Raw genomic sequence first — 25,167 nt, forward strand, 5'->3', positions numbered from 1 at the left:
ATTTGCGGGAGCCAACAGGAAGAACGATCTACCGTGACCGATGCCATGACACACGTCGAGCCGACTCAGGCACGCGAACCGGTGCACACCCGCGCCCTGATCATCGGGACCGGCTTCTCCGGTCTCGGCATGGCGATCGCGCTGCAGAAGCAGGGCGTGGACTTCGTCATCCTGGAGAAGGCCGGCGACATCGGGGGCACCTGGCGAGACAACAGCTACCCCGGCTGCGCCTGCGACATCCCGTCACACCTGTACTCGTTTTCGTTCGAACCGAAGCCGGACTGGCGCAACCCGTTCTCCTACCAGCCTGAGATCCAGGAATACCTCCAGGGCGTCACCGACAAGTACGGGCTGCGCCGCTACATCGTGTTCGACTCCCTGGTGGATCGCGGCCACTGGGACGACGACGAGAACCGGTGGCACGTGTTCACCGCCGACGGCCGCGAGTACGTGGCCCAGTTCCTGATTTCCGGTGCGGGCGCGCTGCACATCCCGTCGTTCCCCGACATCGAGGGTCGCGACGAATTCGCCGGTCCCGCTTTCCATTCCGCGCAGTGGGACCACTCCGTCGACCTGACCGGCAAGCGCGTGGCGATCATCGGAACCGGCGCCAGCGCGATCCAGATCGTGCCCGAGATCGTCGGGCAGGTCGCCGAACTGCAGCTCTACCAGCGCACCCCGCCGTGGGTGGTACCGCGGTCCAACCCGGATCTGCCGCCGGCCCTGCGGCGGGCCATGGAGAACGTCCCCGGGCTGCGCGCGCTGACGCGGCTGGGGATCTACTGGGCGCAGGAGGCGCTGGCCTTCGGCATGACGCAGCGGCCCAACGCGCTGAAGTTCATCGAGGCCTACGCCAAATACAACATCCGCCGCTCGGTGAAGGACCGCGAGCTGCGCCGCAAACTGACGCCGCACTACCGCATCGGGTGCAAGCGAATCCTGAACTCCTCCACCTATTACGGCGCCGTCGCGGACCCCAAGACCCAACTGATCACCGATCCCATCCGCCGCATCACGACCGACGGGATCGTCACCGCCGACGGCCGGGAGCACAAGGCGGACGTGATCGTCTATGCCACCGGCTTCCACGTCACCGACTCCTACACCTACGTCCAGATCAAGGGGCGGCACGGGGAGGACCTGGTCGACCGCTGGAACCGGGAGGGCATCGGCGCGCATCGCGGCATCACCGTCGCCGACGTGCCCAACCTGTTCTTCCTGCTGGGACCCAACACGGGGCTCGGGCACAACTCGGTGGTGTTCATGATCGAATCGCAGATCCGCTACGTCGCCGACGCGATCAAGACCTGCGACAAGAAGGGCGCGCAGGCGCTCGCGCCCACCCGCGCGGCGCAGGACGCCTTCAACGACGAGTTGCAGCGCAAGCTGTCGCACTCGGTGTGGAACAGCGGCGGCTGCAGCAGTTGGTATTTGGACGAGCACGGCAAGAACACCGTGCTGTGGGGCGGCTACACCTGGCAGTACTGGCGGGCGACCCGCGGGGTCAAGCCGGAGGAGTACCGGTTCTTTGGCATGCGCCGGACCCGCGGTGAGAAGGACCTGAGCGCCACCGGGCAGGCATAAAAGTTCGGGCTCCCTAAGCCGTCCGGCTTTACACTGGGAGGGCAATGAGCGCCTATCAGACCGTCGTGGTCGGCACCGATGGCTCGGATTCGTCGCTGCGTGCGGTGGAGCGCGCAGCCGCGATCGCCGCGCAGCACGGCGCGAAACTGGTCGTCGCGACCGCGCATACTCCCGTCCCCGTGGAGAAGGGCCGCTACGCCATCCCGCCGGGCAGCGACCACGGTCAGGACTACCGGACGGTGGGCGAGGCCCCTTTCTACGCGATCCTGCAGAACGCCAGGGAGCGGGCCCATCAAGCCGGGGCCAAGAACGTGGAGGAGAGGCCGATCGTCGGTGCCCCCATCAACGCGCTGGTGCAGCTCGCCGAGGAGATCGCTGCCGACCTGCTCGTCGTCGGCAACGTCGGGCTCAGCAGCGTCGCCGGGCGGCTGCTGGGATCAGTGCCATCCGAGGTCTCCCGCAGGGCCAAGACCGACGTGCTGATCGTCTACACCACCGGCTGATGCATGCGTCACCCGCCACCCGTCGGGCCGTGTCCGCGTAGCACCCGCGCAAACTGACCGCTTCGCCCGTCGTCCGGGGCGTCGGGCCGCACACCGAGGCGCCGGTGCGACACAATCAGAGCGCTATGTGGACACGTCAGGCCATCCGGGCGAGGCTCGCGCGTCGCGAAGAACCGCCCCCGCCGGTCGCCCCGCCCGACACCTTCGACGATGGCGAGATCGCGGCGATGCTGCGCGAACTCGGGCTCGCGATGATCGAGATGATGCACCCGACGCATCTGGTGCGGGGGCGCCTGCAGCGCATCATCGCCCGCTACACCACCAAAGACGTGCGGATCGTCGTGTTACCGACCGTCATGCTGATCCAGTTGGGCAACGAGAGTTACGAGATCGACGTGACCAGGCCGGCGGGTTTCCGATTGGACCTGGCCGGACGCATCGACGAGATCACCCGCCTGGCCACCCTCGGCGCCATCGCCCCCGCGGACGCGATGGCGGCGCTGGCCGAGGCCCGCGCGATGCCACCGCGCTTCAATCCGTTGCTGACGGTGGTCGGTTACGTGATCACCACGCTGGGCTTCGGCATGATCATCAACCCGACGTGGGCGTCGCTGTGGGGACACGCGTTTCTCGGGGCGGTTGTCGGAGTGATTCTCCTTGCGGCACGGTCGATTCCGGCGTTGAACGCCATCGCGCCGACCCTGGCCGCGATGCTGGTGACGGTGTTGGCGACCTGGTTCGTCGCCGACGCCGCCAACGACGGCCTGATGCGGGTGATCGCGCCCTCGCTGGTGGCGATGCTGCCCGGGCTGGCGTTGACGGTCGGTGCGATGGAGCTGGCGGGATCGGAGATCATCGCCGGCGCGAGCCGCCTCATCTACGGCGTCGTCCAGTTGATGCTGCTGGTGTTCGGGGTGGCGCTCGGCATGGCGCTGGCGGGCAAAGTCGCCCCCCAGCAGCCCTCGCCGCAGATCGGTCCCTGGGGCTTCTATGTGGCGATCCTGGTCATCGGCGTGGGGCTGTACGTCTATCTGTCCGCGCCGCGCGGATCGCTGGTCTGGCTGACCGTGGCGGTCGCGGCGGCGCTGGTCGGGCAGAAGCTCGGCAGTGTGTTTCTGACCCCCGCGCACGCGGGCGCGCTCGGGGCCGCGCTCGTCCTCCCCGTTGCGCTGATCGCCGCACGCCTCAAACACGCGCCGCCGGCCCTGGTGATGGTGCTGGCGGCGTTTTGGTCGCTGGTGCCCGGCGCGCTGAGCTTCGAGACGCTGTCGCAAGCCGCCACCGGCGGACCCGCCGACCTGTCAACGTTGATCAGCGCGGTCGCGACCGTGTTCTCGATCTCGCTGGGCACCCTGATCAGCTGGAGTGTCGTCAACTCCGTCGTACTGGGGCGACGCAGTGCGCGGTCCGGGGCGCAAACTTTGTGAGCGGCGTGCTTTAGGGCCGGCGCGCCAACAGGTCGGTGAAGGCCTTCGCGGCCGCGTCCACGCCGGCCACGTCGTTGGTGGCGACGAGGTCGAGCAGCAGGCCGCGGGTGACGGCCAAGCCGAGCCTGGCCATCGCGCCGTCGTAGGCAACTCCGGCGGTGGCCGACTCGACCTCGCTCAGCCAGCCGTCGACGGCGCCGGGAATCATTCGCGTGAACGGCTTTTCGCCCTGGGCCGCGCGCGAATAGCACTCGAAGAACAGGCGCTCCAGCTGGCGCAGCTCGGGGCGGCGCAGGTCGGCCCACATCGCGGCGAAGCCGTCGGCCGGGTCCGCCGGCAAGCCGGGGACGAGGGCCATCTGGCGGCGCTCGGCCTCCTCGACGATCGCGATCAGCAGGTCTTCTCGAGAACCGAAGTGGTGCAACAGCATCCGGTGGCTGGTGCCGACCGCGGCGGCGACGTCGCGGAGCGAACGGTTGCCGATGCCGTTCGCGGCGAACTCGCCGAACAGCGCGTTCAGTAGTTCGCGGCGTCGCTCGGTGTCAGGCGTGCGGGCCATGGGCGCGGCTGAGCTGCTCAGACCGGGCCTTGAGGCCTTCGGCCTCGAGTTTGAGGTAGCGCTTGGTCCGCTTGACCGTCAACCGGCCGACCAGCGCGCCGAGCGCGCCGCGCTGGTCGAGTTCCTGGCGCACCAGGGTCCGCCCGCCCGGCAGGGCCGTGACGAAATGGCGGGCGGTCACCAGCACGCCGGGCGAGCGGCACACCCACGTCCAGGAGGTGCCGGGGTCGAGCTCGGCGACGGTCCAGATCAGCTTCTGCAGGCCGGGTTGCTTGATCGCGAACCGCCTGCCGACGGCGAGGGTGGATCCGTCCTGCCCGGTCAGCGACGTCACCGACGCCGTCCACTCCGGCCAGCCTTCGACGTCGCTGAAGACGTCCCACACCAGCTGCGGCGGCGCGTCTATCTCGATACTGTCCTCGTTGAACATGTACCAAATGGTACATAAAACGCCGGGCCCTGCCTAGGAAGTCGAAGCGACCCGCGCGTTGAGGTGCTTCAGGGCCGCCTCGGCGCCGTTCCACCCCGGGATGCCGGTCACCCCCGGGCCCGGATGGGTGCACTGCCCGCACAGGAACAGCCCGTCGACCGGCGTGGCGAACTTGTCGGCGCCCTCGACGACGCGGCCCGTCCACAGCTGGTTGGGCTGCAGCAGGCCGTGCGAGTAGTCGCCGGCGTGTGCGCTGAAGGTGCTGCCGAAGTAGCGGTTGGAGAACACGACGCGGTTGGTGACGGAGTCGGCGAAGCCGGGCGCGAACGTGTCGAAGATGCGCACGCAGGTGTCGGCGTATTGCTCCTTCCAGCTTCGGTTTTCGTCGGCGTCCAGGCCGGTGGGGAAGTACGGCGTGAAAATCGTTGCGCTGTGCTTGCCTTCGGGCGCCAGCGACGAGTCGACCATGCTGGGTATGTACAGATAGGTGGGCGGAGCGTCGGGAAGCTGGCCCTTGCGGTATTGCTCCCACGCGTCGCTGATGTATTCGGGTGACGGCGCGTAGGCGACGGTCGGGCACCATTGGCCGTTGTCGTGCATGAAGGGCTGCAGCCGCTCGATCCATTGCGGCGCTTGGTCGATGGTCAAGTGGGCCTGGATGTACCCGAGATTGAAATTGATTTCCTTGACCTTGCGGATGTAGTCGGGCGGAAAGTTCTGCGCACCGGCCAGATTCACGAAGGTGGTGTAGGGGTCGAGCGAAGAGAGCACCACATCGGCCGAAATCGTTGTGCCGTCGCGGAGTTGGACGCCGGTGGCGCGCCCGTCGGTGACCAGGACCCGCTTCACGTGCTGCTTCAGTTGCACCTCGGCGCCCAACGCTTCGGCGCGGCGGCACAGCGCGGCGCTCAGGGCGCCGATGCCGCCGCGGGGCATGATGTATTCGACGTTGCCGCCGCCGATCAGGTAGTGGTACAGCGTCGAGGCATTCGAGCCCGGGGTCCAGGGGCCGCCGTCGAAGGCGTCGATGGACATCGCCGCCAGCGAACCCTGGATGCAGCGGGCCTGGTCGGGCGCCAGGAAGCGCCGGACCGTGTCCATCGTGCTGCCGTACCACATCTGGGCGAAATCGTGGCGGTCTTCCGCTGTGGGCTGGGAGGCGATCACCTCGATGATGTCCAGCGGCGGCCCGAACGCCGAGTCGACGAAATACGGTGCGAATCGGCCGATGTGGGCGAACAGGCCGCCCAGGGCCGCCGCGGTGTCGGCGCCGTGGTCGTCGAGCAGGTGGCGCGCCATGCGTTCCAGGTCGTTGTACATCACGAACGGGGTGTCGGCGGCCTCAGTGCCGGGGCCGAACGTGCACGTCGACGTCCACTGATCCATCAGCTCGAAGCCCCACTTGGTGAGCTCCAGCCGTTCGGTCATCTCCTGACGCCAGATCAACACCGCCCACGCGCCGACGCTGTGCTTGTAGCCGTCGAAGAGTTCGCGGGTGGCGGCCATTCCGCCGAGGAAGTTAGCCCGTTCGAGGACAAGGACTTTCGCGCCGCCCTTGGCCAGCACGTTCGCGGCGACCAGGCCGTTGTGACCCGCCCCGATGATGATCGCGTCGTAGTCCGCCATGGCGACTCCTTCGGTGTGATCCCCCGGCTGACCCGCACAATGTCATAACTGACATTGTTGCGTCAATAGTGACATTCCGTCATCCTGGAGCCCGTGAGAAGCCCCTGTGCGGCTGGCGTGGTCGCATGCTCGAGATGAGCCGCGCCGCGCGCACGCGTCAGGCGTTGCACAAGGCGGCGATGCGCCGCTTCGTCGCCGACGGCGTCAACGAGACGAGCGTCGCCGACATCGCCGCGGACGTCGGGGTCACCGAGCGGACTTTCTACCGGCACTTCCTGTCCAAACACGCGGTGCTCTTCGCCGACTACGACATCGGGTTCGAATGGTTCGCGCGCGCCCTGGCGCTGCGCCCGCACGGGGAACCCATCACCCAGTCGGTGCGAAAGGCCGTGGACGCCTTCCCCTTTGACTTCCGGATGGTCCAAGACGCCGCCACCATTCGGTCGCGCGACCTTGACCAGGAGATCATCACCGGGCACATCCGGCGGCTCCGCGATCAGCTCGCCGCCGAGATCCAGCGCTTCATCAGGCGGCGATCCTCGCCCACCGCCGACGGCGAGATGATCGCCGACATCGCGGCGCACAGCCTGGCCACCGCGGTGTTCGTCGCGCTGGAGACCTGGATGGCCAAGGGCGTGCAGGACACCGACGAGCTGAGCCGGCTGACCGACATGGCGCTGAGCGCGTTGGAAGACGGCCTCACCGAGACGCTGCGCCACGCCGGGCTGGATTGACGGGGCGACACGGCAAACACAACCTCTTGTGTTGCCGCGGGTTGTCGTACCCCAGGGGTAGTGTTTGTGGCCTAGACAGTGAAGTCAAAACCGGCTGGTGAAGTGGGGTTCTGGTGACCGAAAACATGAAGCTGATCGACCGGACCTCGGCGATCAACTGGAACCGGCTGCAAGACGACAAGGACGCCGAGGTCTGGGACCGGCTGACGGGCAACTTCTGGCTGCCCGAGAAGGTTCCGGTGTCCAACGACCTCCCGTCGTGGGGCACGCTGACCGCCGGCGAGAAGCAGCTGACCATGCGGGTGTTCACCGGGCTGACGCTGCTGGACACCATCCAGGGCACGGTCGGGGCCGTCAGCCTGATCCCCGACGCGCTCACCCCGCACGAACAAGCCGTCTACACCAACATCGCGTTCATGGAGTCGGTGCACGCCAAGAGCTACAGCTCGATCTTCTCCACGCTGTGCTCGACGGCCGAGATCGACGACGCCTTCCGCTGGTCGGAGGAGAACCCCAACCTGCAGCGCAAGGCCGAGATCGTCATGCAGTACTACCGCGGTGACGAGCCGCTGAAGCGCAAGGTCGCCTCCACACTGCTGGAGAGCTTCCTCTTCTACTCCGGGTTCTATCTGCCGATGTACTGGTCGAGCCGGGCCAAGCTGACCAACACCGCCGACATGATCCGGCTCATCATCCGCGACGAGGCCGTGCACGGCTACTACATCGGCTACAAGTTCCAGCGCGGCCTGGCGTTGGTCGACGACGCCAAGCGCGCCGAGCTCAAGGACTACACCTACGAGCTGCTCTTCGAGCTCTACGACAACGAGGTGGAGTACACCCAGGACCTCTACGACGAGGTCGGGCTGACCGAGGACGTCAAGAAGTTCCTGCGCTACAACGCCAACAAGGCGCTGATGAACCTCGGCTACGAGGCGCTGTTCCCGCGCGACGAGACCGACGTCAACCCGGCGATCCTGTCGGCGCTGTCGCCCAACGCCGACGAGAACCACGACTTCTTCTCCGGCTCCGGCTCGTCGTACGTGATCGGCAAGGCCGTCGTCACCGAAGACGAGGACTGGGACTTCTAAGTCGCTGGTCAGAGGTCGAAATAGTTGCGGAACCCGACCCCTGACGCGCGACCACCCGAGGGTCACCACCTCTTTACGCGGGGGTGAAAAATGAGCGCGAAAGCTTTAGTGTGTTGCCTGGTTGCATTTCAATTCTTGCGTAGATCTGCCGCGTAGCTCTGCGAAAAGAGGTTGACATGGCAGGAAGCACCCCTCCCGCATCCCCGCCGCCGCAATCCCGGGCAATTTGGTGGGTCTACGTGGCCCTCGGCGTGATCGCTATTACTTTCGTGTCGATGGCCGGCTTGGCAGTCTTGGCCGCGAGGCTCAAATGGGACGGATTTTGGATCCATGCCGGACAACCTTTTGCGACTGTAATCGCCGGGATGGCCGCACTCGGTGCGGGCGGTCTAGCTTTCTATAACGGAGAACGTCAGCGCCTTGCTGAATCCGTGCAGTGGCGCGACGAACAGCGGCGCGAGACCGAGAAAGATATCAATGCCCGGTTCATCGCCGCCGCGGGGCAACTGGCCGACGACCACCCGTCCACGCGCAGCTTCGGTGTATACGTTCTTGCCGGCATTGCCGACGACTGGTACGCCTTGGGCAATCAGACCGAATATCAAGTCTGTATTGATGTGCTCACTGGGTACCTTTTAAATCCTAATCCCGACTATGTCGATCCCACGCTGACCACCGCGGCGAGCGCGGGGGGAGACGGCACTGTCCGGGCGACGATTGTGCGTGCATTGGCCCGGCGGGCAGCCGAGGACGATGACGCCACGCGGGCACCTTTAAGGTATGCGGTCCGGGGTGCAGACTTGCGCGCTGTGCGGTTGGACGGCGCAAACCTTGCATGCGCCGACTTACGCGAAGCGGATCTGTCCGGTGCGATGCTGAGAAGTACAGACCTGCAGAAGGCCAACCTACAAGGTGCCAACCTGTCGGGCGTGGATCTCAGGGGCAGTAAATTGCAGAAGGCCAATCTTGAGATGTCGAAGTTGTCCGACACAATTCTGTATGGGGCACACCTGACTGAGGCCAACTTAGGTGGTAGTGAACGCACTTTATTTGCCGAATTCTTCGGTATCAGGATAGGCAAAGGGACGAAGCTGCAAAATGTGCATCTTGACAAGGTCGACCTGCGTGGCCTTGACCTTCAACAAGTTCAGGAATTTGTGAATATCGACCTGACGGGCTCCCTATTCAATGAAGACACAAAATGGCCGGCTGGATTCACCCCACCCGTACAGGATCTGCCGAAAGAGTCGGCGGTCTAAATCGGCCGAGCCGCCACCTCTGCTCGAGTGGCTGCGAGCGAAGACGGTCCTGCGCGTTGGCCTTTAGCGTGTGCGGAGTGTCGTACCGCCTCTACGCCCAAGCTCTCCGTCGACCACGCCAACGGCTCCAGCCTCTGATCAGCTCGCCTCCACCGCGCAGGGACTCGAGATGCAGCAGTGGCGCTATCGTCCCAGGCGCCTGTCATCGTTGCCCGTCGGGCCTGGCGGTCGAGGTGTTCGGGTCGTGAACGGCGCATGAATTGTGGGTCCGCCGCGACGCCCCGCGAGCGCGCCGACGTGAGACTTAGGACGTGACTTCAACCCACGATTCGCACAGGCACGCCAAGTTTCTCAAGTCGGTGATCCGTTGGCTGGACGTCGGGTACCCCCAGGGCGTCCCCGGGCCGGATCAGGTCGCGTTGTTCGCCCTGCTCAAGAGCACGCCGCTGACCCAGGATCAGCTCGAAGAAGTGGTGCACAACATCATCTCGAAGCACAAGGCCGAGGGCGACGGCGCGGTGGGCCGCGACGAGATCGAGGAGTTCGTCTCGCAGACCACCCACCGCGAACCCGGCCGGGACGACATCATCCGGGTGGCGGCCACGCTGGCGGCTGCGGGCTGGCCGCTGGCCGGCATCGACGTCAGTGAGGTCATTCCGGGAGACGACCACGCCGAGGCGGCCGAAGAGGTTGCGTACCAAGGCGTGTCGAAAACCCCGTCATAGCTTGGAGATGTCGATCACGAAGCGGTAGCGCACGTCGCTGGCGAGGACGCGCTCGTAGGCCTCGTTGATGTAGTCGGGCTCGATGAGCTCGATCTCGGGCGTCACGTCGTGCTCGGCGCAGAAATCCAGCATCTCCTGCGTCTCGGCGATGCCGCCGATGTTGGACCCCGACAGGCTGCGCCGCGCCAGGGCCAGCGGGAAAGCGTGCACCTGCATGGGGTGCTCGGGGATGCCCAGCTCGACGAGGGTGCCGTCGACGTCGAGCAGGCTCACGTAGTCGTCGAGGGGCAGGTTCGCCGAGACCGTGTTGAGGATCAGGTCGAAGCTGCCGCGCAACTTCTTGAAGGTGTCCGGGTCGGCCGTCGCGTAGTAGTTGCTGGCGCCCAGCCGCAGCCCGTCCTCCATCTTCTTCAGCGACTGCGACAGCACGGTGACCGGCGCGCCCATCGCGGCGCCCAGCTTCACCCCCATGTGCCCCAGGCCGCCCAGGCCGATGATCGCCAGCCGCGTGTCCGGCCCGGCCTTCCAGTGCCGCAGCGGGGAGAACAGCGTGATGCCGGCGCACAGCAGCGGTGCCGCCTTGTCCAGCGGCAGGGAGTCGGGGATGCGCAGGACGAAGTTCTCGTCGACGACGATCGCCTGGCTGTACCCGCCCTGCGTCGGCGTGCCGTCCTTGTCGATGGCGTTGTAGGTGAATGTCGCGCCCGGCTTGCAGTACTGCTCGAGCCCGGCCTTGCAGCTGCTGCATTCGCCGCAGGAGTTCACCATGCAGCCGACGCCGACGTGGTCGCCCACCTTGTACTTGGTGACCTCTGACCCGACGGCGGAGACGACGCCGGCGATCTCGTGGCCGACGACCACGGGGTAATGCGGGGTGCCCCATTCGCCTTTGGCGGTGTGGATGTCGGAGTGGCAGATCCCGGCGAACTTGATGTCGATCGCGACGTCGCGCGGGCCGGGGTCGCGACGTTCGATGGTGGTCTTGGTCAGCGGTGCCGTCGGCGAAGTGGCGGCGTACGCCGAAACTGTGCTCATGAAGTATCCCTCTTTGATGTCGATGCGTCCTCAAGAAGTTTAGCTAAGGTAATGTTCTCGGGCCACTTGGCGGGGTCGCGGACCGCTCGCGCGGCTAGTTTATCGGGGCGTTGACCAGGCGCAGGTCGTCGACGATGCCGCGGGCCGCGATCACGCCTTCGCCGGTCTGCCACACCTCGTCGTTGACGACGTACACCCGGTTGTCGCGATTGGCGGACAGCTTGCGCCACGGGTTGCTGTCCAGCACGGCGGCGGCGCGGTCGGCGGCGGCCGGGGTGGCGCACGACACGTACACCACGTCGGCGTCGGCGGCCGAGAGGTCCGGGTTCTTGGCGAGATCGGCGTCGGTGGCCGGAATCTCGACGTAGGGCTTGTCGGTGAACCGCTGGGCGGCCGGGCGGTCCACTCCGACCGCGCCGAGCACGCTCGCCGGGAAGTTGTTGGCCCCGTAGACCCGGATGGCGCTGGTGGTCAGCTGCACGATCGACGCCTGGTAATGGGACGCGTCGTGGCGGCTGCCGATCTGGGTGGCCCGCTGGGTGAAGCCGTTGATCAGCGCGTCGGTCGCGGCGGTGCGCGCCGTCGCCGCGCCCACGCCCCGCACGTTGTCCTGCCAGGCGGCGCCGGGCGCCGCGGTGAACACCGTGGGGGCGATCGCGGCGAGCTGCGGGTAGAGCCTGGGGGTCAACCCCTGCGACCCCAGGATCAGGTCGGGGTGGGCCGCCGCGATGCCGCCCACGTCGGGGTTGCTGCGGGTGCCGACGCCGGGCAGGCCGTGCACCGCGCTGCCCAGGTAGGCGGGCTGGCTCGAGGCGCCGTCCGGCAGCGCGGCCGCGACCACCCGCGACTGCAGGCCGAGCGCGCACAGGGCGTCGAGCTGGTCCCCGGAGAGCACCACGATGCGCCGCGGCTCGGCGGGAACCGCCACCGTGTCGGGGGTGACGCCCGCCGCGTTGCGGGCCTGGCGCGTCGGCGGCCCGGGATCGGCCGCGGCGGCATCGCGCGCGCACGACTCGTCGGGCCGGCGATCGTTGCCCAGCACGCCCGCCCCCGCGATCTGGGTGGTGGGCGTGACCAGCGACCGGGACGACGCCGTGGAGCCCCCCGAACCGCATCCCGCGCACGCCGCCACGACTGCCGCCAGAGCGGCCGCCGTCATGATCGATCGCCTCCCCAGCACGCGTTTCACGCTAACATTCGGCGACTTTGGGCCCATTTACGACAGTTTGTAGGACTGCCCCTGACGGCGAGTTCTTCGGCGGCTAAGATTCGAAGTCAATACTGGGTTCGGGCCCTGTCCGACGATGTTTTGGAGGAGCTGTTGACAGCCGAAGCCCCCCCGCTGGGAGAACTCGAGGCCGTCCGTCCGTACCCGGCCCGGACCGGTCCCAAAGGGAACCTTGTCTACAAACTGATCACCACGACCGATCACAAGCTGATCGGCATCATGTACTGCGTCGCCTGCTTCATCTTCTTCTTCCTGGGTGGGCTGCTGGCGCTGTTCATGCGCACCGAACTGGCGGCGCCGGGACTGCAGTTCCTGTCGAACGAACAGTTCAACCAGCTGTTCACCATGCACGGCACGATCATGCTGCTGTTCTATGCCACCCCGATCGTGTTCGGCTTCGCGAACCTGGTGCTGCCGCTTCAGATCGGCGCGCCGGACGTCGCCTTCCCGCGGCTGAACGCCTTCTCGTTCTGGCTGTTCCTGTTCGGCGCCACGATGGGCGCCGCCGGCTTCATCACGCCGGGTGGGGCCGCCGACTTCGGCTGGACCGCCTACACGCCGCTGACCGACGCCATCCACTCGCCCGGCCCCGGCGGGGACCTGTGGATCATGGGCCTGATCGTGGCCGGTCTGGGCACCATCCTGGGCGCGGTCAACATGATCACCACCGTGGTCTGCATGCGCGCGCCCGGCATGACGATGTTCCGGATGCCGATCTTCACGTGGAACATTCTGGTGACGTCCATCCTGGTGCTGATCGCGTTCCCGTTGCTCACCGCGGCGCTGTTCGGCCTGGCCGCCGACCGGCACCTGGGCGCCCACGTCTACGACGCCGCTAACGGCGGAGTCCTGTTGTGGCAGCACCTGTTCTGGTTCTTCGGCCACCCCGAGGTGTACATCATCGCGCTGCCGTTCTTCGGGATCGTCACCGAGATCTTCCCGGTGTTCTCCCGCAAGCCGATCTTCGGTTACACCACGCTGGTGTACGCGACCCTGTCGATCGCCGCGCTGTCGGTCGCGGTGTGGGCGCACCACATGTTCGCCACCGGAGCCGTTCTGCTGCCGTTCTTTTCGTTCATGACGTATTTGATCGCGGTGCCGACGGGGATCAAGTTCTTCAACTGGATCGGCACGATGTGGAAGGGCCAGTTGACGTTTGAGACGCCCATGCTGTTCTCGGTGGGCTTCGCGGTCACCTTCCTGCTGGGCGGCCTGACCGGCGTGCTGCTGGCCAGCCCGCCGCTGGACTTCCACGTGACTGACACCTACTTCGTCGTCGCGCACTTCCACTACGTGCTGTTCGGCACGATCGTGTTCTCCACGTTCGCCGGCATCTACTTCTGGTTCCCGAAGATGACCGGGCGGCTGCTGGACGAGCGGCTGGGCAAGCTGCACTTCTGGCTGACCTTCATCGGCTTCCACACCACGTTCCTGGTGCAGCACTGGCTGGGCGATATGGGCATGCCACGCCGCTACGCCGACTACCTGCCCACCGACGGGTTCCAGCCGCTCAACGTCGTCTCGACCATCGGCGCGTTCATCCTCGGGGCCTCGATGTTCCCGTTCGTGTGGAACGTGTTCAAGAGCTGGCGCTACGGCGAGGTGGTGACCGTCGACGACCCGTGGGGCTACGGCAACTCGCTGGAGTGGGCGACCAGCTGCCCGCCGCCGCGGCACAACTTCACCGAGCTGCCCCGGATCCGTTCGGAACGACCGGCTTTCGAGTTGCACTACCCGCATATGGTGGAACGGCTGCGCGCCGAGGCGCACGTCGGGCGGCATGCCACGGCGCTCGAGTCGCCGAAGGGGTTCGGGCCGCGGACCGAAGCGGATCGCTCCACCGCCGAGCAGTAGCGGCGGCAGCCGGGAGTGAACTCTCCAGCCAAGGTGTCGGTGCTGATCACCGTCACCGGCGTGGATCAGCCGGGCGTCACGTCGGCGCTCTTCGAGGTGCTGTCGCGGCACGGCGTCGAACTGCTCAACGTCGAACAGGTGGTGATCCGCGGGCGCCTGACGCTGGGCGTGCTGCTGTGCTGTCCGCCGGAGGTCGCCGACGGCGGCGTGTTGCGCGGTGACGTCGAATCCGCCGTCCGCGGGATGGGCCTGGACGTCAGCATCGAGCGCAGCGACGACGTGCCGGTCATCCGGGACCCGTCCACTCACACCGTCTTCGTGCTCGGGCGGCCGATCACGGCGCACGCGTTCGGCGCGGTGGCCCGGGAACTCGCGGCGCTGGGGGTCAACATCGACCTCATCCGCGGCGTCTCGGACTATCCCGTCACCGGCCTGGAGCTGCGGGTGTCCGCGCCGCCGCTGGCCGACGGCGCGCTGCGCAACGCGCTGACCCGGGTGGCCGCCGACGAGGGCGTCGACGTCGCGGTCGAGGAGTACAGCCTGGAGCGGCGCGCCAAGAGGCTCGTCGTGTTCGACGTCGATTCCACCCTGGTGCAGGGCGAGGTCATCGAGATGTTGGCCGCCCGCGCGGGGGCCCAGGGTGCGGTCGCCGCGATCACCGAGGCCGCGATGCGCGGCGAGCTGGATTTCGCGCAGTCGCTGCTGCAGCGGGTCGCGACGCTGCGGGGCCTGCCGGCCACCGTGATCGACGAGGTCGCCGAGCAGCTCGAGCTGATGCCCGGCGCGCGGACCACGATACGAACTTTGCGGCGCTTGGGTTTTCACTGCGGCGTGGTCTCCGGAGGGTTCCGGCGGATCATCGAGCCGTTGGCGAAGGAGCTGATGCTGGACTACGTCGCCGCCAACGAGCTGGAGATCGTCGACGGGACGCTGACCGGCCGGGTCGTGGGGCCGATCGTCGATCGGGCCGGCAAGGCGGCCGCGCTGCGGGAATTCGCGGAGCAGGCGGGGGTGCCGATGGCGCAGACCGTGGCGGTCGGCGACGGCGCCAACGACATCGACATGCTGGCCGCGGCGGGGCTCGGCGTGGCGTTCAACGCCAAGCCGGCGCTGCGTGCGGTCGCCGACGCGTCGCTGAGCCACCCCTACCTGGACACGGTCCTGTTCCTGCTGGGCGTGACGCGCGGCGAGATCGAGGCCGCCGACGCTGTGGACGGCCAGCTGCGCCGGGTGGAGATCCCGCCCGATTAGTGGCCATCGCGGTACGGCACGATGGTCGGGTGCCCGAAAACGGAAGTGAGGCAGCCGACCCCGATCTGCTGATCGACTTCAGGAACGTGTCGCTGCAACGCGGCGGACGCGTCCTGGTCGGGCCGCTGGATTGGGCGGTGGAACTCGACGAACGCTGGGTGATCATCGGGCCCAACGGCGCCGGCAAGACGTCGTTGCTGCGCATCGCCGCCGCCAGCGAGCACCCGTCGTCGGGCCTGGCGTTCGTGCTCGGCGAGCGGCTGGGCCGGGTCGACGTGTCGGAGCTGCGGTCGCGCATCGGGCTGAGCTCCTCGGCCCTGGCGCAGCGGATTCCGACCGATGAACTGGTGCGCGACCTCGTCGTGTCGGCGGGCTACGCGGTGTTGGGCCGGTGGCGGGAGCGCTACGAGGACGTCGACTACCAACGGGCGATCGACATGCTGGAAAGCCTTGGCGCCGAACACCTCGCGGACCGCACCTACGGCACGCTGTCAGAGGGGGAGCGCAAGCGCGTGCTCATCGCCCGCGCGCTGATGACCGACCCCGAACTGCTGCTGCTCGACGAGCCCGCCGCCGGACTGGACCTGGGCGGCCGGGAGGAGCTGGTGGCCCGGCTGGCCGATCTGGCGGCCGACCCCGACGCGCCCGCGCTGGTGCTCGTCACGCATCACGTGGAGGAGGTTCCGCCCGGTTTCAGCCACTGCATGCTGCTGTCGGAGGCCAAGGTGGTGGCAGCGGGCCTGCTGCCCGACGTGCTGACCGCCGAGAACCTGTCGGCCGCGTTCGGCCAGTCCATCGCCCTCGACGTCGCCGACGGGCGGTATTTCGCCCGCCGCGTCCGCACCCGCGCAGCCCACCGGAGGCCACTATGACTTCACCGCAGGACCCGCCGCCCCTGGTGCCCCGGCCGGCCGCGACCGTGATGCTGGTCCGCGATGACCCCGACGGCATCGCGGTGTTCCTGATGCGCCGGCACGCCCGGATGGAGTTCGCCGCGGGGACCATGGTGTTTCCCGGCGGCGGCGTCGACGACCGGGACCGCAACGCCGACATCGCCTGGGCGGGGCCGCCGCCGGTGTGGTGGGCGCAGCGGTTCGGCATCGAACCCGACCTGGCCGAGGCGCTGGTCTGCGCCGCCGCCCGGGAGACCTTCGAGGAATCGGGGGTGCTCTTCGCCGGGCCGGCCGGTGACCCGGACGGGATCGTCGGCGATGCCTCGGTGTACGCCGACGCCCGGCGGGCGCTGGCCGACGGGACGCTGTCGTTCGCGGATTTCCTGCGCCGCGAAAACCTGGAACTGCGCTCCGACCTGCTGCGGCCGTGGGCCAATTGGGTCACCCCGGAGGCCGAGCGCACCCGCCGCTACGACACCTATTTCTTTGTGGGGGCGCTGCCGGAGGGGCAGCGGGCCGACGGGCACAACACCGAGTCCGACCGCGCCGGCTGGACGACGCCGCAGGCCGCCATCGACGACTTCGCGGCCGGCCGGTGCTTTTTGCTGCCGCCGACCTGGACACAGCTGGACTCGCTGGCGGGCCGCACCGTCGCCGACGTGCTGGCCGTCGAGCGCCAGATCGTCACGGTGCAGCCGCACCTCGAAATCCAGGGTGAAAACTGGGTTTTCGAGTTCTTCGACTCCGACCGCTACCACCGGGCCCGCGAGGCGGGCGGGATGGGGTGGCGGCATTGAGGGAGTTCGTCAGCGTCGTCGTCAGCGACGGGACCCGGGACGCCGGCCTGGCCATGCTGCTCGTCTCGCGGCCACCCACGAACGCGATGACCCGGCAGGTCTACCGCGAGATCGTGTCCGCGGCCGACGAGCTGGGCCGCCGCGACGACGTCACCGCCGTGATCCTCTTCGGCGGCCACGAAATCTTCTCCGCGGGCGACGACGCGTCCGAGCTCGAGACGCTGACCGCGCCGGAGGCCGACGCCGCGGACCGGGTGCGCCGGCAGGCCATCGACGCCGTGGCCGCGATCCCGAAGCCGACGGTGGCCGCGATCACCGGGTACGCGCTGGGCGCCGGCCTCACGCTGGCGCTGGCCGCCGACTGGCGGGTCAGCGGCGACAACGTGCGCTTCGGCGCGACCGAGATCCTGGCCCACCGAGCCCCGGGCGGCGGGGGAATGGCGCGGCTGGCCCGCGCCGCCGGGGCGAGCAGGGCCAAGGAGCTGGTGTTCAGCGGGCGGTTCTTCGACGCCGAGGAAGCCCTGACGCTGGGCCTGATCGACGAGATGGTGGCCCCCGACGACGTCTACGACGCCGCCGCGGCGTGGGCGCGCCGCTTCTTGGCGGGGCCGCGGCACGCGCTGGCCGCCGCCAAGGCGGGAATCAATGCCGTTTTCGGCCCGCCGCCCCACGCCGATTAGGCTGCCCTGCATGACGACGAGTTCGACCGACGCCGTTCCCAACCCGCACGCCACCGCCGAGCAGGTGGAGGCCGCGCGGCACGACAGCAAGCTCGCCCAGGTGCTCTACCACGACTGGGAGGCCGAGACCTACGACGAGAAGTGGTCGATCTCCTACGATCAGCGCTGCGTCGACTACGCGCGGGACTGCTTCGACGGCGTCGTGCCCGACGAGGTGCTCGGCGAGCTGCCGTATGACCGCGCACTCGAATTGGGTTGCGGGACCGGGTTTTTCCTGCTCAACCTGATCCAGTCCGGGGTTGCCCGGCGTGGGTCGGTCACCGACCTGTCGCCCGGCATGGTCAAGGTCGCCACCCGCAACGGCCAGTCGCTGGGGCTCGACATCGACGGCCGCGTCGCCGACGCCGAGGGCATCCCGTACGACGACAACACCTTCGATCTGGTGGTGGGGCACGCGGTGCTGCACCACATCCCCGACGTCGAGCTGTCGCTGCGCGAGGTGGTCCGGGTGCTGCGCCCCGGCGGCCGGTTCGTGTTCGCCGGCGAGCCGAGCAACGCCGGCGAGGTCTACGCGCGGGCTCTCTCGACGCTGACCTGGCGGGTCGTCACCAACGTCACCCGGTTGCCCGGCCTGACCGGCTGGCGACGCCCGCAGACCGAGCTCGACGAGTCCTCGCGCGCGGCCGCCCTCGAGGCCCTCGTCGACCTGCACACCTTCACCCCCGCCGACCTGGAGCGCATGGCGGCGGGCGCCGGCGCGGTCGACGTGCGGACCGCCACCGTGGAGTTCACCGCCGCGATGCTGGGCTGGCCGCTGCGCACGTTCGAATGCGCGGTGCCGCCGGGGCGGCTGGGCTGGGGCTGGGCGCACTTTGCGTTCAACAGCTGGAAGGCGCTGAGCTGGCTGGATGCCAACGTGGCGCGGCACCTGGTGCCGAAGGGCTGGTTCTACAACGTGATGGTCACCGGGGTCAAACCCTCCTGAGTGCGGGGCTGTCCTTCGACACCGACGACGTCCGTTACCTGCGTTCCGAGGCCGGTGCCGCGGCGCTGGCCTTCGTCGGCGCACTCGAGCTGACGGAGGCGACCCGGATCGCCGACGTCGCCGCGGCGCGCGCCCGGTTTGGCGACCGGGCGCCAGCGCTGGTGGAGACGACGCTGCTGCGCCGTCGCGCGGTGGACAAGCTCGGCGAGCTCGGTGACGCGTCGAACTGGCTGTTCACCGACGAAGCGCTGCAGCAGGCCACCGCCGCTCCGGTGGCGCTGCACCGGGCCGGCCGGCTCGCGGGGGCGGATGCGCCGGTGCACGACGCGACCTGCTCGATCGGCACCGAATTGGCCGCGCTGCGCGGCGCGGGGATCCGGGCCGTCGGCAGCGACATCGACCCGGTGCGCCTCGCGATGGCCCGCCACAACCTGGGGCCGGCCGCCGATCTCTGCCGCGCCGACGCGCTGCGGCCGGTCACCCGCGACGCCGTCGTCGTTGCCGACCCGGGGCGCCGGCACGGTGGGCGACGGCGCTTCCGCATCGACGATTACCAGCCCGGCCTCGGTGCGTTGCTCGACACCTACCGCGACCGCGAGTTCGCCATAAAGTGTTCCCCCGGAATCGATTTCGATGAGGTGCGCCGCCGCGGCTTCGGCGGCGAGATCGAGGTGACGTCTTATGGCGGGTCGGTCCGGGAAGCCTGCCTGTGGTCGGGCGGGCTGTCGGGGCCGGGTGTGCGCCGGCGGGCCAGCGTGCTGGACCGCGGCGAGCAGATCACCGACACGGAACCCGACGAGTGCGGTGTGCGGCCGGCCGGGCGATGGATCGTCGACCCCGACGGCGCCGTGGTCCGGGCCGGCCTGGTGCGCCACTACGGGGCGTGCCACGGGCTGTGGCAACTCGACCCCGCGATCGCGTATTTGTCCGGGGATCGGTTGCCGGCGGGCGTGCGCGGCTTCGAGGTGCTCGAGCAGGTGGCGTTCGACGAGCGCAGGCTGCGGCGGGCGCTGGCGGCGCTGGGGTGCGGGGCGCTGGAGATCCTGGTCCGGGGGGTGCGTGTCGACCCCGACGCGCTGCGCGGACGGCTGCGCCCGCGCGGCGACCGCCCGCTGTCGGTCGTCATCACCCGCATCGGCTCCGGGGCCGGCGGCCGCGCGACGGCCTTCGTCTGCCGAGCCTCGCGATAGCCCGCGGGTAGGCTGGCGGCGGTCACTGTGTAGGCGCCCCGCCCTAAATCTGCGAGGACAATTCGACGATGCGTTACCCGATAGCGGCCGCGGCGCTGTTAGCCGCGGTCATGCTGGCCTGGCCGGCGACCGGCCGCTCGGCCGCCGAGCCGCCGTCGTGCGCCGGCGTGGGCGGCACCATCGAGGCCGGCCAGATGTGCCGCGTGCACGCCACCGGCCCCATGTACACGCTCAACATGACGTTCCCCGCCGACTATCCGGACGAGCAGGCGCTGATCGACTACATCACGCAGAACCGCGACGGGTTCATCAACGTCGCGCAGGGCTCCGGGCCGCGCGACCAGGTCTACCAGATGGAAGCCACCACCGAGCAGCACACCGCGGGCCAGCCGCCGCACAACACCCGCAGCGTGGTGCTGAAGTTCTTCCAGGACGTCGGCGGGTCGCGCACGTCCACCTGGTACAAGGCCTTCAACTACAACCTCGGTGCCAAGCAGCCCATCACCTTCGACAACCTGTTCCCGCCGGGCACGACGCCGCTGGACAGCATCTTCCCGATCGTGCAGCGCGACCTGAACCGCCAAAACCCGTTCGGGGCGGCGATCTTGCCGTCGACCGGGCTTGACCCGTCGCGCTATCAGAACTTCGCCATCACCGACGACCAGCTGATCTTCTATTTCGCCCCGGGTGAGATGCTCCCGGCGTTCGCCGGCCCGGCCCAGGCCCTGGTGCCGCGCAACGCGATTCCGCCGCTGGCGATCTAGCTGTACTCGTGTGCGGCCAGGGATTTCCGTGTGAGTCCTGGGCGGCGACACGCCGACGAGCTACGCCCTGGCCGCACAGTCGAAGCCGGGGATTCACCTTCGATGCTTCCCGGACTTAGACGGGACCGGCCTGCCACTCCAGCGCCGCGGCGCCGACGGCCAGCGCGACCTGCGCCACGCAGCCGATGATCGGCACGAAGAAGGCCGTGCGGCGCCGGGCGAGCAGGTACACGGCGACCGCGAGATCGGCGATCAGGACGGCGACGCCGCCCCACACACCCAGCGTCCTGGCGCGGTCGATCCACGCGGGATCGCCGCAGCGCACCGAGCCGCACGGATCGGTGACCATGACCAGGAGGCCCAGCAGCACCACCGTCGCCCCCAGCAACGACCCGTGCATGATGAGCAGGACGATCGTCGCGGCGACGTCGGCCGGACGGCGCGTGCTCATGCCGGCGCGAAGCTGTAGACCTGGCCGTCGCTGGTGGTGGCGACCACCCGGCGATCGTTGCCGACCGCCACGCCGACGGGATAGCCGGTCGCCGCGGGCAGGGGATAGCTGCCCAGGGTGTGACCGTTGGCGGGGTCGAAGACCAGCACCGACATGCCCGGCGCACCGTCGGCGGCCGGACCGCCGACGATCACGTAGCCCACACCGCCGCCCGCCAGGCCCGACGACGACAGTGGCGTCACGTCGTCGCGGCGCCAGGCCGGGTCGGCGTGATCGCCGGCGTCCTTGAACGCCGCCAGCCGGGTGTCGGGGCCGCCGCCGGACACGATCAGCCCCTGCGGGGTGACCGCCGGGGGCGTCTGCGCCAAAAAGCCCAGCGGCGCCGACCACTTCGCCTTCCCGTCGGCGGCACGCAGCGCCCACAGCCGCTGGTCGCGGCCGTTGACGTAGACGGTCGAGCCGTCGGCGGACAACACCGGGCTGGCGATGACGCCGGCGCCCACGGCGTCGCTGGTCCAGTCCCGGCTCAGCAGCGGGGACTGGCCCGCGTGGTACTTCAGCCCGACCAGCCCCGCCGCCGGCGCGCCCGGCTGCCACACGCCCAGCACCACGATCCCGTTGCGCGCCGAGTAGGCCGGCGCGCCCGCGACCGGGCAGCCCTGCCGGGCCGGCGCGCAATCGGCCAACCCGCGGGTGGCGTCCGTGGGATCGACGCCGTCCACCAGGTCGAGCGGGCTGCCGACCACCTCGCCGCGGTGGGAATCGAAAACCAGCACCTGCCCCAGGTGCGTCGCGACGAGCAACTGGCCGTTGCCGAGAAACCTTGGGGTGGTAGGCATTCCGATCACCGGTTGCCGCCACCGCGTCCACTGGGTCACCGGAAACGACAGGAAGGCCCCCGGTTGGCCGACGTAGAGGTTGTCGAAGCCGTCGAACAACGGGCCGGCGAAACCGCCGCCCTGGGCCAGCCGGACGCACCAGCGCTGGCGGCCGTTGTCGTCGTTCTGCCACTCCATCAGCGAACACCCGGCCGGGGTCTGGGCGTTCAGCGCGAGATAGCTGCGGGCGCTCAGCGCCGGCCCGGCCGCCAGGCTGCCCTTGACCGATCGCGTCCACTGCAGCGACAGCTTGGTCGCGCCGCCCGTCGCGGTGTAGCTGCTGTTGGCGGCGTCGCCGTATGGCGCGGGCCAGCCCTGCGCCGCCGAGGCGTCGACCCACGAGTCGGTGTTGCCGCAGCCCCCGAGCCCGATGGCGAGCGCGGCCGCCAGCGCCGCACACGACGAACGCCGAAGCCCACGCAGGAGATGTCGGGCAAGCACCTCGGGTTTCCAACTCCTTGTCGAGCGGTCGGCGATGGCGTACACGTGAGGGTAACCCGTGCCGGCTCCGATAGGCTTTCCGGCCATGACGAGCATGTGGAATGCTCCGCTTCATCGCCGCTGGCGTGGATCGAACCTGCGGGACCCTCGCCAGGCCAAGTTCCTCACGCTGGCCTCGCTGAAGTGGGTGCTGGCCAACCGCGCCTACACCCCGTGGTACCTGGTGCGCTACTGGCGGCTGCTGAAGTTCAAGCTGGCCAACCCGCACATCATCACCCGCGGGATGGTGTTTTTGGGCAAGGGCGTCGAGATCCACGCGACACCCGAACTGTCCGAGCTGGAGATCGGCCGCTGGGTGCACATCGGGGACAAGAACACCATCCGCGCCCACGAGGGCTCGCTGCGGTTCGGTGACAAGGTCGTGCTCGGCCGCGACAACGTCATCAACACCTATCTCGACATCGAGCTCGGCGACTCGGTGTTGATGGCCGACTGGTGCTACGTCTGCGATTTCGACCACCGCATGGACGACATCAACCTGCCGATCAAGGACCAGGGCATCGTCAAGTCACCCGTCCGGATCGGCCCCGACACCTGGGTCGGGGTCAAGGTCACGGTGCTGCGCGGCACGTCCATCGGGCGCGGCTGCGTGCTCGGGTCGCACGCGGTGGTCCGCGGCGTCGTCCCCGACTACTCGATCGCGGTCGGCGCGCCGGCCAAGGTGGTCAAGAACCGGCAGCTGTCGTGGGAGAGCTCGGCCGCGCAGCGCGCCGAACTCGCGGCCGCCCTGGCCGATATCGAACGCAAGAAGGCGGCCCGCTAGCCCGCGTTATGCGGCGTGGTCGTCGACCTTGTAGTCGAAGCTGACGTCGCCGGCGTCGACGCTGGTGACGGTCACCGCGATCCCGTACTTCTCGCCGGAGTCGGCGAGTTCGCACCGCAGCGTGGCGCCCACGACCCCCTTCAGGTTGTCCGGGCAGGTCACCGAATCCGGCTTGCGGCCCACCTGTTGGGTCAGCTTCTTGCTGAGGATGCTGGCCACCTGGTTCTTGTCGACCGTCTCCACCATGTCGAACTTGACGTCGTTGCCGTTGACGCTGGTGACGGTGACGTTCACGTTGAAGGTCTGGTCCTTGACCTTCATCGTGCAGTTCAGCTGCGCCCCGACCTTGGCGGCCAGGTCGTCGGGGCACGTCACCGAATCGGGCTTGTTACCGGCGCCGTCGGTCATCTTGGCGGTGATCTGGCCGGCGACGTCGCTCTTGCTCACGGCGTGTTTCGACGTGACCGAACACGAACAGGCGCCGACGCCGGCCATCAGCCCCGTGACGGCACCGGCAACCAACAACGTCCGGACGATCGAGTGAGCCATAGCGCCTCCCGAGGGCGAATCGACAACTGTGAGTCGGCTGATAATTGCATGCCAACTAGCTTCAAGTTGCAGAAATCGCTCAGATGCTCTGGTATCGGCGCAGCGCCTCGGCGCGCTCGGCGCCATGGTCGACGATCGGCGCCGGGTAGCCCCGCGGCCGTTCCCCCTTCCGCAGGTGCGCGTCGTCGACCGCGCGCAACTCCGGCACCCAGCGCCGGATGTAATCGCCCGACGGGTCGAACCGTGCGCCCTGCGTGACCGGGTTGAACACGCGGAAATACGGCGCGGCGTCGGTGCCGGACCCGGCGCACCACTGCCAGCCGTGCTGATTGTTGGCCATGTCGCCGTCGACGAGCTGATCCAAAAACCATGCGGCGCCCCACTGCCACGGCAGGTGAAGGTCCTTGACCAGAAACGACGCCACGATCATCCGCACCCGGTTGTGCATGAAGCCGGTCTGGTGAAGCTGACGCATCCCGGCGTCGACGAACGGAAACCCGGTCTGGCCGGCCTTCCAGGCCTGCAAGCGGCGCTCGGCTTCGGGTCCCTCGTCGGTCTGGATGCCGTCGAACTGGTTGTTCCAGTTGTGCCAGGCGCTGGCCGGCCAGTGGTGCAGCACGTCGGCGTAGAAATCGCGAAAGGCCAACTCCCGCAGGAAGGCTTGCGCCCCCGCGCCGCGCAGGTCGAGGTCGGCGGCCAGGGTGCGGGGATGGATGGACCCGAACTTCAAATGCGCCGACATCCTGCTGGTTCCCGCCACGTCGGGTCGGTCACGCTCATCGGAATACCGGTGTAATGCGTTGTCCACGAACGCCTTCCACTGCTTGCGGGCCGCCGCCTCACCGGCGGTCACGTCGAGCGCCGCGCCGGGATCGGGTATCTCGCAACGCGGGATAGCCAGCCGCGCCGGGTCGAGCCAGCGCGCGACGGCGGCACCCGATTTCGCCGGCGCCCGCCAGCCGACCTCGCGCCACGCGCGCAGGAAGGGGGTGAACACCCGGTAGGGGGAGCCGTCCTTCTTGACCACCCGCCCGGGGGAGACCAGGTACGGCGAGCCCGTCGCCACCAACCGCACGGAATCCAGTGCCGCGCGGACCCTTTCGTCGCGGCGCATCCCGTACGGTGCGAAGTCCTCCGAGACGTGCACCGCCGACGCGCCGATCTCGGTGGCGATGCGCGGGATCTGCACCTCGGGCCGCCCGCGCGTCACCAGCAGCCGGCCGTCCAGGTCGTCGCGTAGCCGGCGCAGCGAGTCACCCAGGAATTGCAGCCGGCGCCGGCCCGAGGAGGCCTCCAGCCGCGGATCGACGACGAAGCAGGCGAGCACGTCCCCGTCGTCCCGGGCGGCCGCGGCCAGGGCGGGATGGTCGTGCAACCGCAGATCGCGGCGAAACCACAACAGCGTAGGCATGA

24 protein-coding genes and 1 pseudogene are annotated in these 25,167 nt (G+C 68.6%); 16 read left to right on the forward strand and 9 right to left on the reverse strand.

All coding sequences use genetic code 11. The features are described 5' to 3' along the window. The first annotated feature begins 45 nt into the window (after nt 1–45). The 3 genes from A5673_RS02005 to A5673_RS02015 all read left to right on the forward strand — a co-directional run bounded on the left by A5673_RS02005 (nt 46) and on the right by A5673_RS02015 (nt 3,514). Nucleotides 46–1,584, forward strand: a complete 1,539-nt coding sequence (locus A5673_RS02005; RefSeq protein WP_082958499.1) for an NAD(P)/FAD-dependent oxidoreductase — start codon at nt 46–48, stop codon at nt 1,582–1,584. 44 nt (nt 1,585–1,628) lie between these two features. Further along, complete coding sequence (locus A5673_RS02010) at nt 1,629–2,087, forward strand: universal stress protein (protein WP_068226827.1); 459 nt, start codon at nt 1,629–1,631, stop codon at nt 2,085–2,087. Nucleotides 2,088–2,212: 125 nt separating this feature from the next. Beyond that, the gene (locus A5673_RS02015; protein WP_068226828.1) at nt 2,213–3,514 is read left to right on the forward strand and encodes a threonine/serine exporter family protein; all 1,302 of its coding nucleotides are present in this window, start codon (nt 2,213–2,215) and stop codon (nt 3,512–3,514) included. A 10-nt stretch (nt 3,515–3,524) separates the two neighbouring features. On the opposite strand, the gene A5673_RS02020 is transcribed toward A5673_RS02015, so the two are convergent. The 3 genes from A5673_RS02020 to A5673_RS02030 are packed head-to-tail and all read right to left on the reverse strand — an operon-like array spanning nt 3,525 to nt 6,129. Next, the gene (locus A5673_RS02020) at nt 3,525–4,073 is read right to left on the reverse strand and encodes a TetR/AcrR family transcriptional regulator (protein ID WP_068226829.1); all 549 of its coding nucleotides are present in this window, start codon (nt 4,071–4,073) and stop codon (nt 3,525–3,527) included. After that, a complete protein-coding gene (locus A5673_RS02025; RefSeq protein WP_068226830.1) occupies nt 4,057–4,503 on the reverse strand; it encodes an SRPBCC family protein in 447 nt (148 codons plus the stop codon). The genes A5673_RS02020 and A5673_RS02025 overlap by 17 nt, the downstream gene beginning before the upstream one ends. Before the next feature lie 33 nt (nt 4,504–4,536). After that, nucleotides 4,537–6,129, reverse strand: a complete 1,593-nt coding sequence (locus tag A5673_RS02030; RefSeq protein WP_068226831.1) for an NAD(P)/FAD-dependent oxidoreductase — start codon at nt 6,127–6,129, stop codon at nt 4,537–4,539. Between the two features lie 125 nt (nt 6,130–6,254). On the opposite strand from A5673_RS02030, the gene A5673_RS02035 reads away from it, so the two are divergent. The 4 genes from A5673_RS02035 (at nt 6,255) to A5673_RS02050 (ending at nt 9,935) form a co-directional block, all read left to right on the forward strand. Further along, entirely contained in the window at nt 6,255–6,863 is a 609-nt protein-coding gene (locus A5673_RS02035) for a TetR/AcrR family transcriptional regulator (RefSeq protein WP_068226832.1), read from the forward strand. A gap of 113 nt (nt 6,864–6,976) precedes the next feature. Next, on the forward strand, nt 6,977–7,951 hold the full coding sequence (gene nrdF / locus A5673_RS02040; RefSeq protein ID WP_197518263.1) for a class 1b ribonucleoside-diphosphate reductase subunit beta: 975 nt from the start codon (nt 6,977–6,979) through the stop codon (nt 7,949–7,951). Between the two features lie 176 nt (nt 7,952–8,127). Further along, nucleotides 8,128–9,210, forward strand: coding sequence for a pentapeptide repeat-containing protein (locus A5673_RS02045; RefSeq protein ID WP_082958500.1), 1,083 nt, complete (start codon nt 8,128–8,130; stop codon nt 9,208–9,210). Between the two features lie 311 nt (nt 9,211–9,521). Then, entirely contained in the window at nt 9,522–9,935 is a 414-nt protein-coding gene (locus tag A5673_RS02050) for a DUF3349 domain-containing protein (protein ID WP_068226834.1), read from the forward strand. Here the strand turns inward: A5673_RS02050 and A5673_RS02055 are convergent. Further along, the gene (locus A5673_RS02055) at nt 9,930–10,970 is read right to left on the reverse strand and encodes an NAD(P)-dependent alcohol dehydrogenase (protein ID WP_068226835.1); all 1,041 of its coding nucleotides are present in this window, start codon (nt 10,968–10,970) and stop codon (nt 9,930–9,932) included. The genes A5673_RS02050 and A5673_RS02055 overlap by 6 nt on opposite strands. A 94-nt stretch (nt 10,971–11,064) precedes the next feature. Continuing rightward, nucleotides 11,065–12,129: an iron-siderophore ABC transporter substrate-binding protein gene (locus A5673_RS02060; RefSeq protein WP_068226836.1), complete on the reverse strand. Its 1,065-nt coding sequence runs from the start codon at nt 12,127–12,129 to the stop codon at nt 11,065–11,067. A 162-nt stretch (nt 12,130–12,291) separates the two neighbouring features. Between A5673_RS02060 and ctaD the strand changes: the two genes are divergently transcribed. The 8 genes and pseudogenes from ctaD (at nt 12,292) to A5673_RS02100 (ending at nt 20,612) form a co-directional block, all read left to right on the forward strand. Beyond that, complete coding sequence (ctaD, locus tag A5673_RS02065) at nt 12,292–14,052, forward strand: cytochrome c oxidase subunit I (protein ID WP_068226878.1); 1,761 nt, start codon at nt 12,292–12,294, stop codon at nt 14,050–14,052. A 15-nt stretch (nt 14,053–14,067) separates the two neighbouring features. Next, nucleotides 14,068–15,303, forward strand: a complete 1,236-nt coding sequence (serB, locus tag A5673_RS02070; RefSeq protein WP_068226837.1) for a phosphoserine phosphatase SerB — start codon at nt 14,068–14,070, stop codon at nt 15,301–15,303. A gap of 5 nt (nt 15,304–15,308) precedes the next feature. Then, nucleotides 15,309–16,175: an ABC transporter ATP-binding protein gene (locus tag A5673_RS02075; protein ID WP_197518265.1), complete on the forward strand. Its 867-nt coding sequence runs from the start codon at nt 15,309–15,311 to the stop codon at nt 16,173–16,175. Beyond that, on the forward strand, nt 16,172–16,993 hold the full coding sequence (locus A5673_RS02080) for an NUDIX hydrolase (protein WP_068226838.1): 822 nt from the start codon (nt 16,172–16,174) through the stop codon (nt 16,991–16,993). The genes A5673_RS02075 and A5673_RS02080 overlap by 4 nt, the downstream gene beginning before the upstream one ends. After that, a pseudogene (locus A5673_RS02085) lies at nt 16,990–17,661 on the forward strand (enoyl-CoA hydratase); the annotation flags it as partial. The gene A5673_RS02080 and the pseudogene A5673_RS02085, both read left to right, overlap by 4 nt. A 22-nt stretch (nt 17,662–17,683) precedes the next feature. Next, the gene (locus tag A5673_RS02090; protein WP_068226839.1) at nt 17,684–18,658 is read left to right on the forward strand and encodes a class I SAM-dependent methyltransferase; all 975 of its coding nucleotides are present in this window, start codon (nt 17,684–17,686) and stop codon (nt 18,656–18,658) included. Next, the gene (locus tag A5673_RS02095) at nt 18,655–19,848 is read left to right on the forward strand and encodes a class I SAM-dependent methyltransferase (RefSeq protein WP_197518266.1); all 1,194 of its coding nucleotides are present in this window, start codon (nt 18,655–18,657) and stop codon (nt 19,846–19,848) included. Before A5673_RS02090 ends, A5673_RS02095 begins: the two co-directional genes overlap by 4 nt. A 68-nt stretch (nt 19,849–19,916) precedes the next feature. Next, the gene (locus tag A5673_RS02100; protein WP_068226840.1) at nt 19,917–20,612 is read left to right on the forward strand and encodes an esterase; all 696 of its coding nucleotides are present in this window, start codon (nt 19,917–19,919) and stop codon (nt 20,610–20,612) included. 115 nt (nt 20,613–20,727) lie between these two features. Here the strand turns inward: A5673_RS02100 and A5673_RS02105 are convergent, their stop codons facing one another. Together A5673_RS02105 and A5673_RS02110 are read right to left on the reverse strand one after the other, a co-directional pair. Continuing rightward, nucleotides 20,728–21,063, reverse strand: a complete 336-nt coding sequence (locus A5673_RS02105) for a hypothetical protein (protein WP_068226841.1) — start codon at nt 21,061–21,063, stop codon at nt 20,728–20,730. Then, a complete protein-coding gene (locus A5673_RS02110) occupies nt 21,060–22,364 on the reverse strand; it encodes a PQQ-binding-like beta-propeller repeat protein (protein WP_369806455.1) in 1,305 nt (434 codons plus the stop codon). The genes A5673_RS02105 and A5673_RS02110 overlap by 4 nt, the downstream gene beginning before the upstream one ends. A gap of 103 nt (nt 22,365–22,467) precedes the next feature. Here A5673_RS02110 and A5673_RS02115 point away from each other — a divergent pair, with 103 nt between their 5' ends. After that, the gene (locus A5673_RS02115) at nt 22,468–23,205 is read left to right on the forward strand and encodes an acyltransferase (RefSeq protein ID WP_068226842.1); all 738 of its coding nucleotides are present in this window, start codon (nt 22,468–22,470) and stop codon (nt 23,203–23,205) included. Between the two features lie 6 nt (nt 23,206–23,211). On the opposite strand, the gene A5673_RS02120 is transcribed toward A5673_RS02115, so the two are convergent. Next, nucleotides 23,212–23,754 (reverse strand): DUF4333 domain-containing protein, encoded by a 543-nt coding sequence (locus A5673_RS02120; RefSeq protein WP_068226843.1) that lies wholly within the window; start codon nt 23,752–23,754, stop codon nt 23,212–23,214. Between the two features lie 79 nt (nt 23,755–23,833). Then, nucleotides 23,834–25,165 (reverse strand): deoxyribodipyrimidine photo-lyase, encoded by a 1,332-nt coding sequence (locus A5673_RS02125; protein ID WP_068226844.1) that lies wholly within the window; start codon nt 25,163–25,165, stop codon nt 23,834–23,836. Nucleotides 25,166–25,167 lie beyond the last annotated feature (2 nt).

The organism is Mycobacterium sp. E3198, from assembly GCF_001667015.1.
Lineage (GTDB): Bacteria > Actinomycetota > Actinomycetes > Mycobacteriales > Mycobacteriaceae > Mycobacterium.

Coding starts and splice junctions, on each gene's coding strand:
- A5673_RS02005 (WP_082958499.1), top strand. CDS start 46: ATGACACACGTCGAGCCGACTCAGGCACGCGAACCGGTGCACACCCGC.
- A5673_RS02010 (WP_068226827.1), top strand. CDS start 1,629: ATGAGCGCCTATCAGACCGTCGTGGTCGGCACCGATGGCTCGGATTCG.
- A5673_RS02015 (WP_068226828.1), top strand. CDS start 2,213: ATGTGGACACGTCAGGCCATCCGGGCGAGGCTCGCGCGTCGCGAAGAA.
- A5673_RS02020 (WP_068226829.1), bottom strand. CDS start 4,073: ATGGCCCGCACGCCTGACACCGAGCGACGCCGCGAACTACTGAACGCG.
- A5673_RS02025 (WP_068226830.1), bottom strand. CDS start 4,503: ATGTTCAACGAGGACAGTATCGAGATAGACGCGCCGCCGCAGCTGGTG.
- A5673_RS02030 (WP_068226831.1), bottom strand. CDS start 6,129: ATGGCGGACTACGACGCGATCATCATCGGGGCGGGTCACAACGGCCTG.
- A5673_RS02035 (WP_068226832.1), top strand. CDS start 6,255: ATGCTCGAGATGAGCCGCGCCGCGCGCACGCGTCAGGCGTTGCACAAG.
- A5673_RS02045 (WP_082958500.1), top strand. CDS start 8,128: ATGGCAGGAAGCACCCCTCCCGCATCCCCGCCGCCGCAATCCCGGGCA.
- A5673_RS02055 (WP_068226835.1), bottom strand. CDS start 10,970: ATGAGCACAGTTTCGGCGTACGCCGCCACTTCGCCGACGGCACCGCTG.
- A5673_RS02060 (WP_068226836.1), bottom strand. CDS start 12,129: ATGACGGCGGCCGCTCTGGCGGCAGTCGTGGCGGCGTGCGCGGGATGC.
- A5673_RS02080 (WP_068226838.1), top strand. CDS start 16,172: ATGACTTCACCGCAGGACCCGCCGCCCCTGGTGCCCCGGCCGGCCGCG.
- A5673_RS02090 (WP_068226839.1), top strand. CDS start 17,684: ATGACGACGAGTTCGACCGACGCCGTTCCCAACCCGCACGCCACCGCC.
- A5673_RS02100 (WP_068226840.1), top strand. CDS start 19,917: ATGCGTTACCCGATAGCGGCCGCGGCGCTGTTAGCCGCGGTCATGCTG.
- A5673_RS02105 (WP_068226841.1), bottom strand. CDS start 21,063: ATGAGCACGCGCCGTCCGGCCGACGTCGCCGCGACGATCGTCCTGCTC.
- A5673_RS02115 (WP_068226842.1), top strand. CDS start 22,468: ATGACGAGCATGTGGAATGCTCCGCTTCATCGCCGCTGGCGTGGATCG.
- A5673_RS02120 (WP_068226843.1), bottom strand. CDS start 23,754: ATGGCTCACTCGATCGTCCGGACGTTGTTGGTTGCCGGTGCCGTCACG.
- A5673_RS02125 (WP_068226844.1), bottom strand. CDS start 25,165: ATGCCTACGCTGTTGTGGTTTCGCCGCGATCTGCGGTTGCACGACCAT.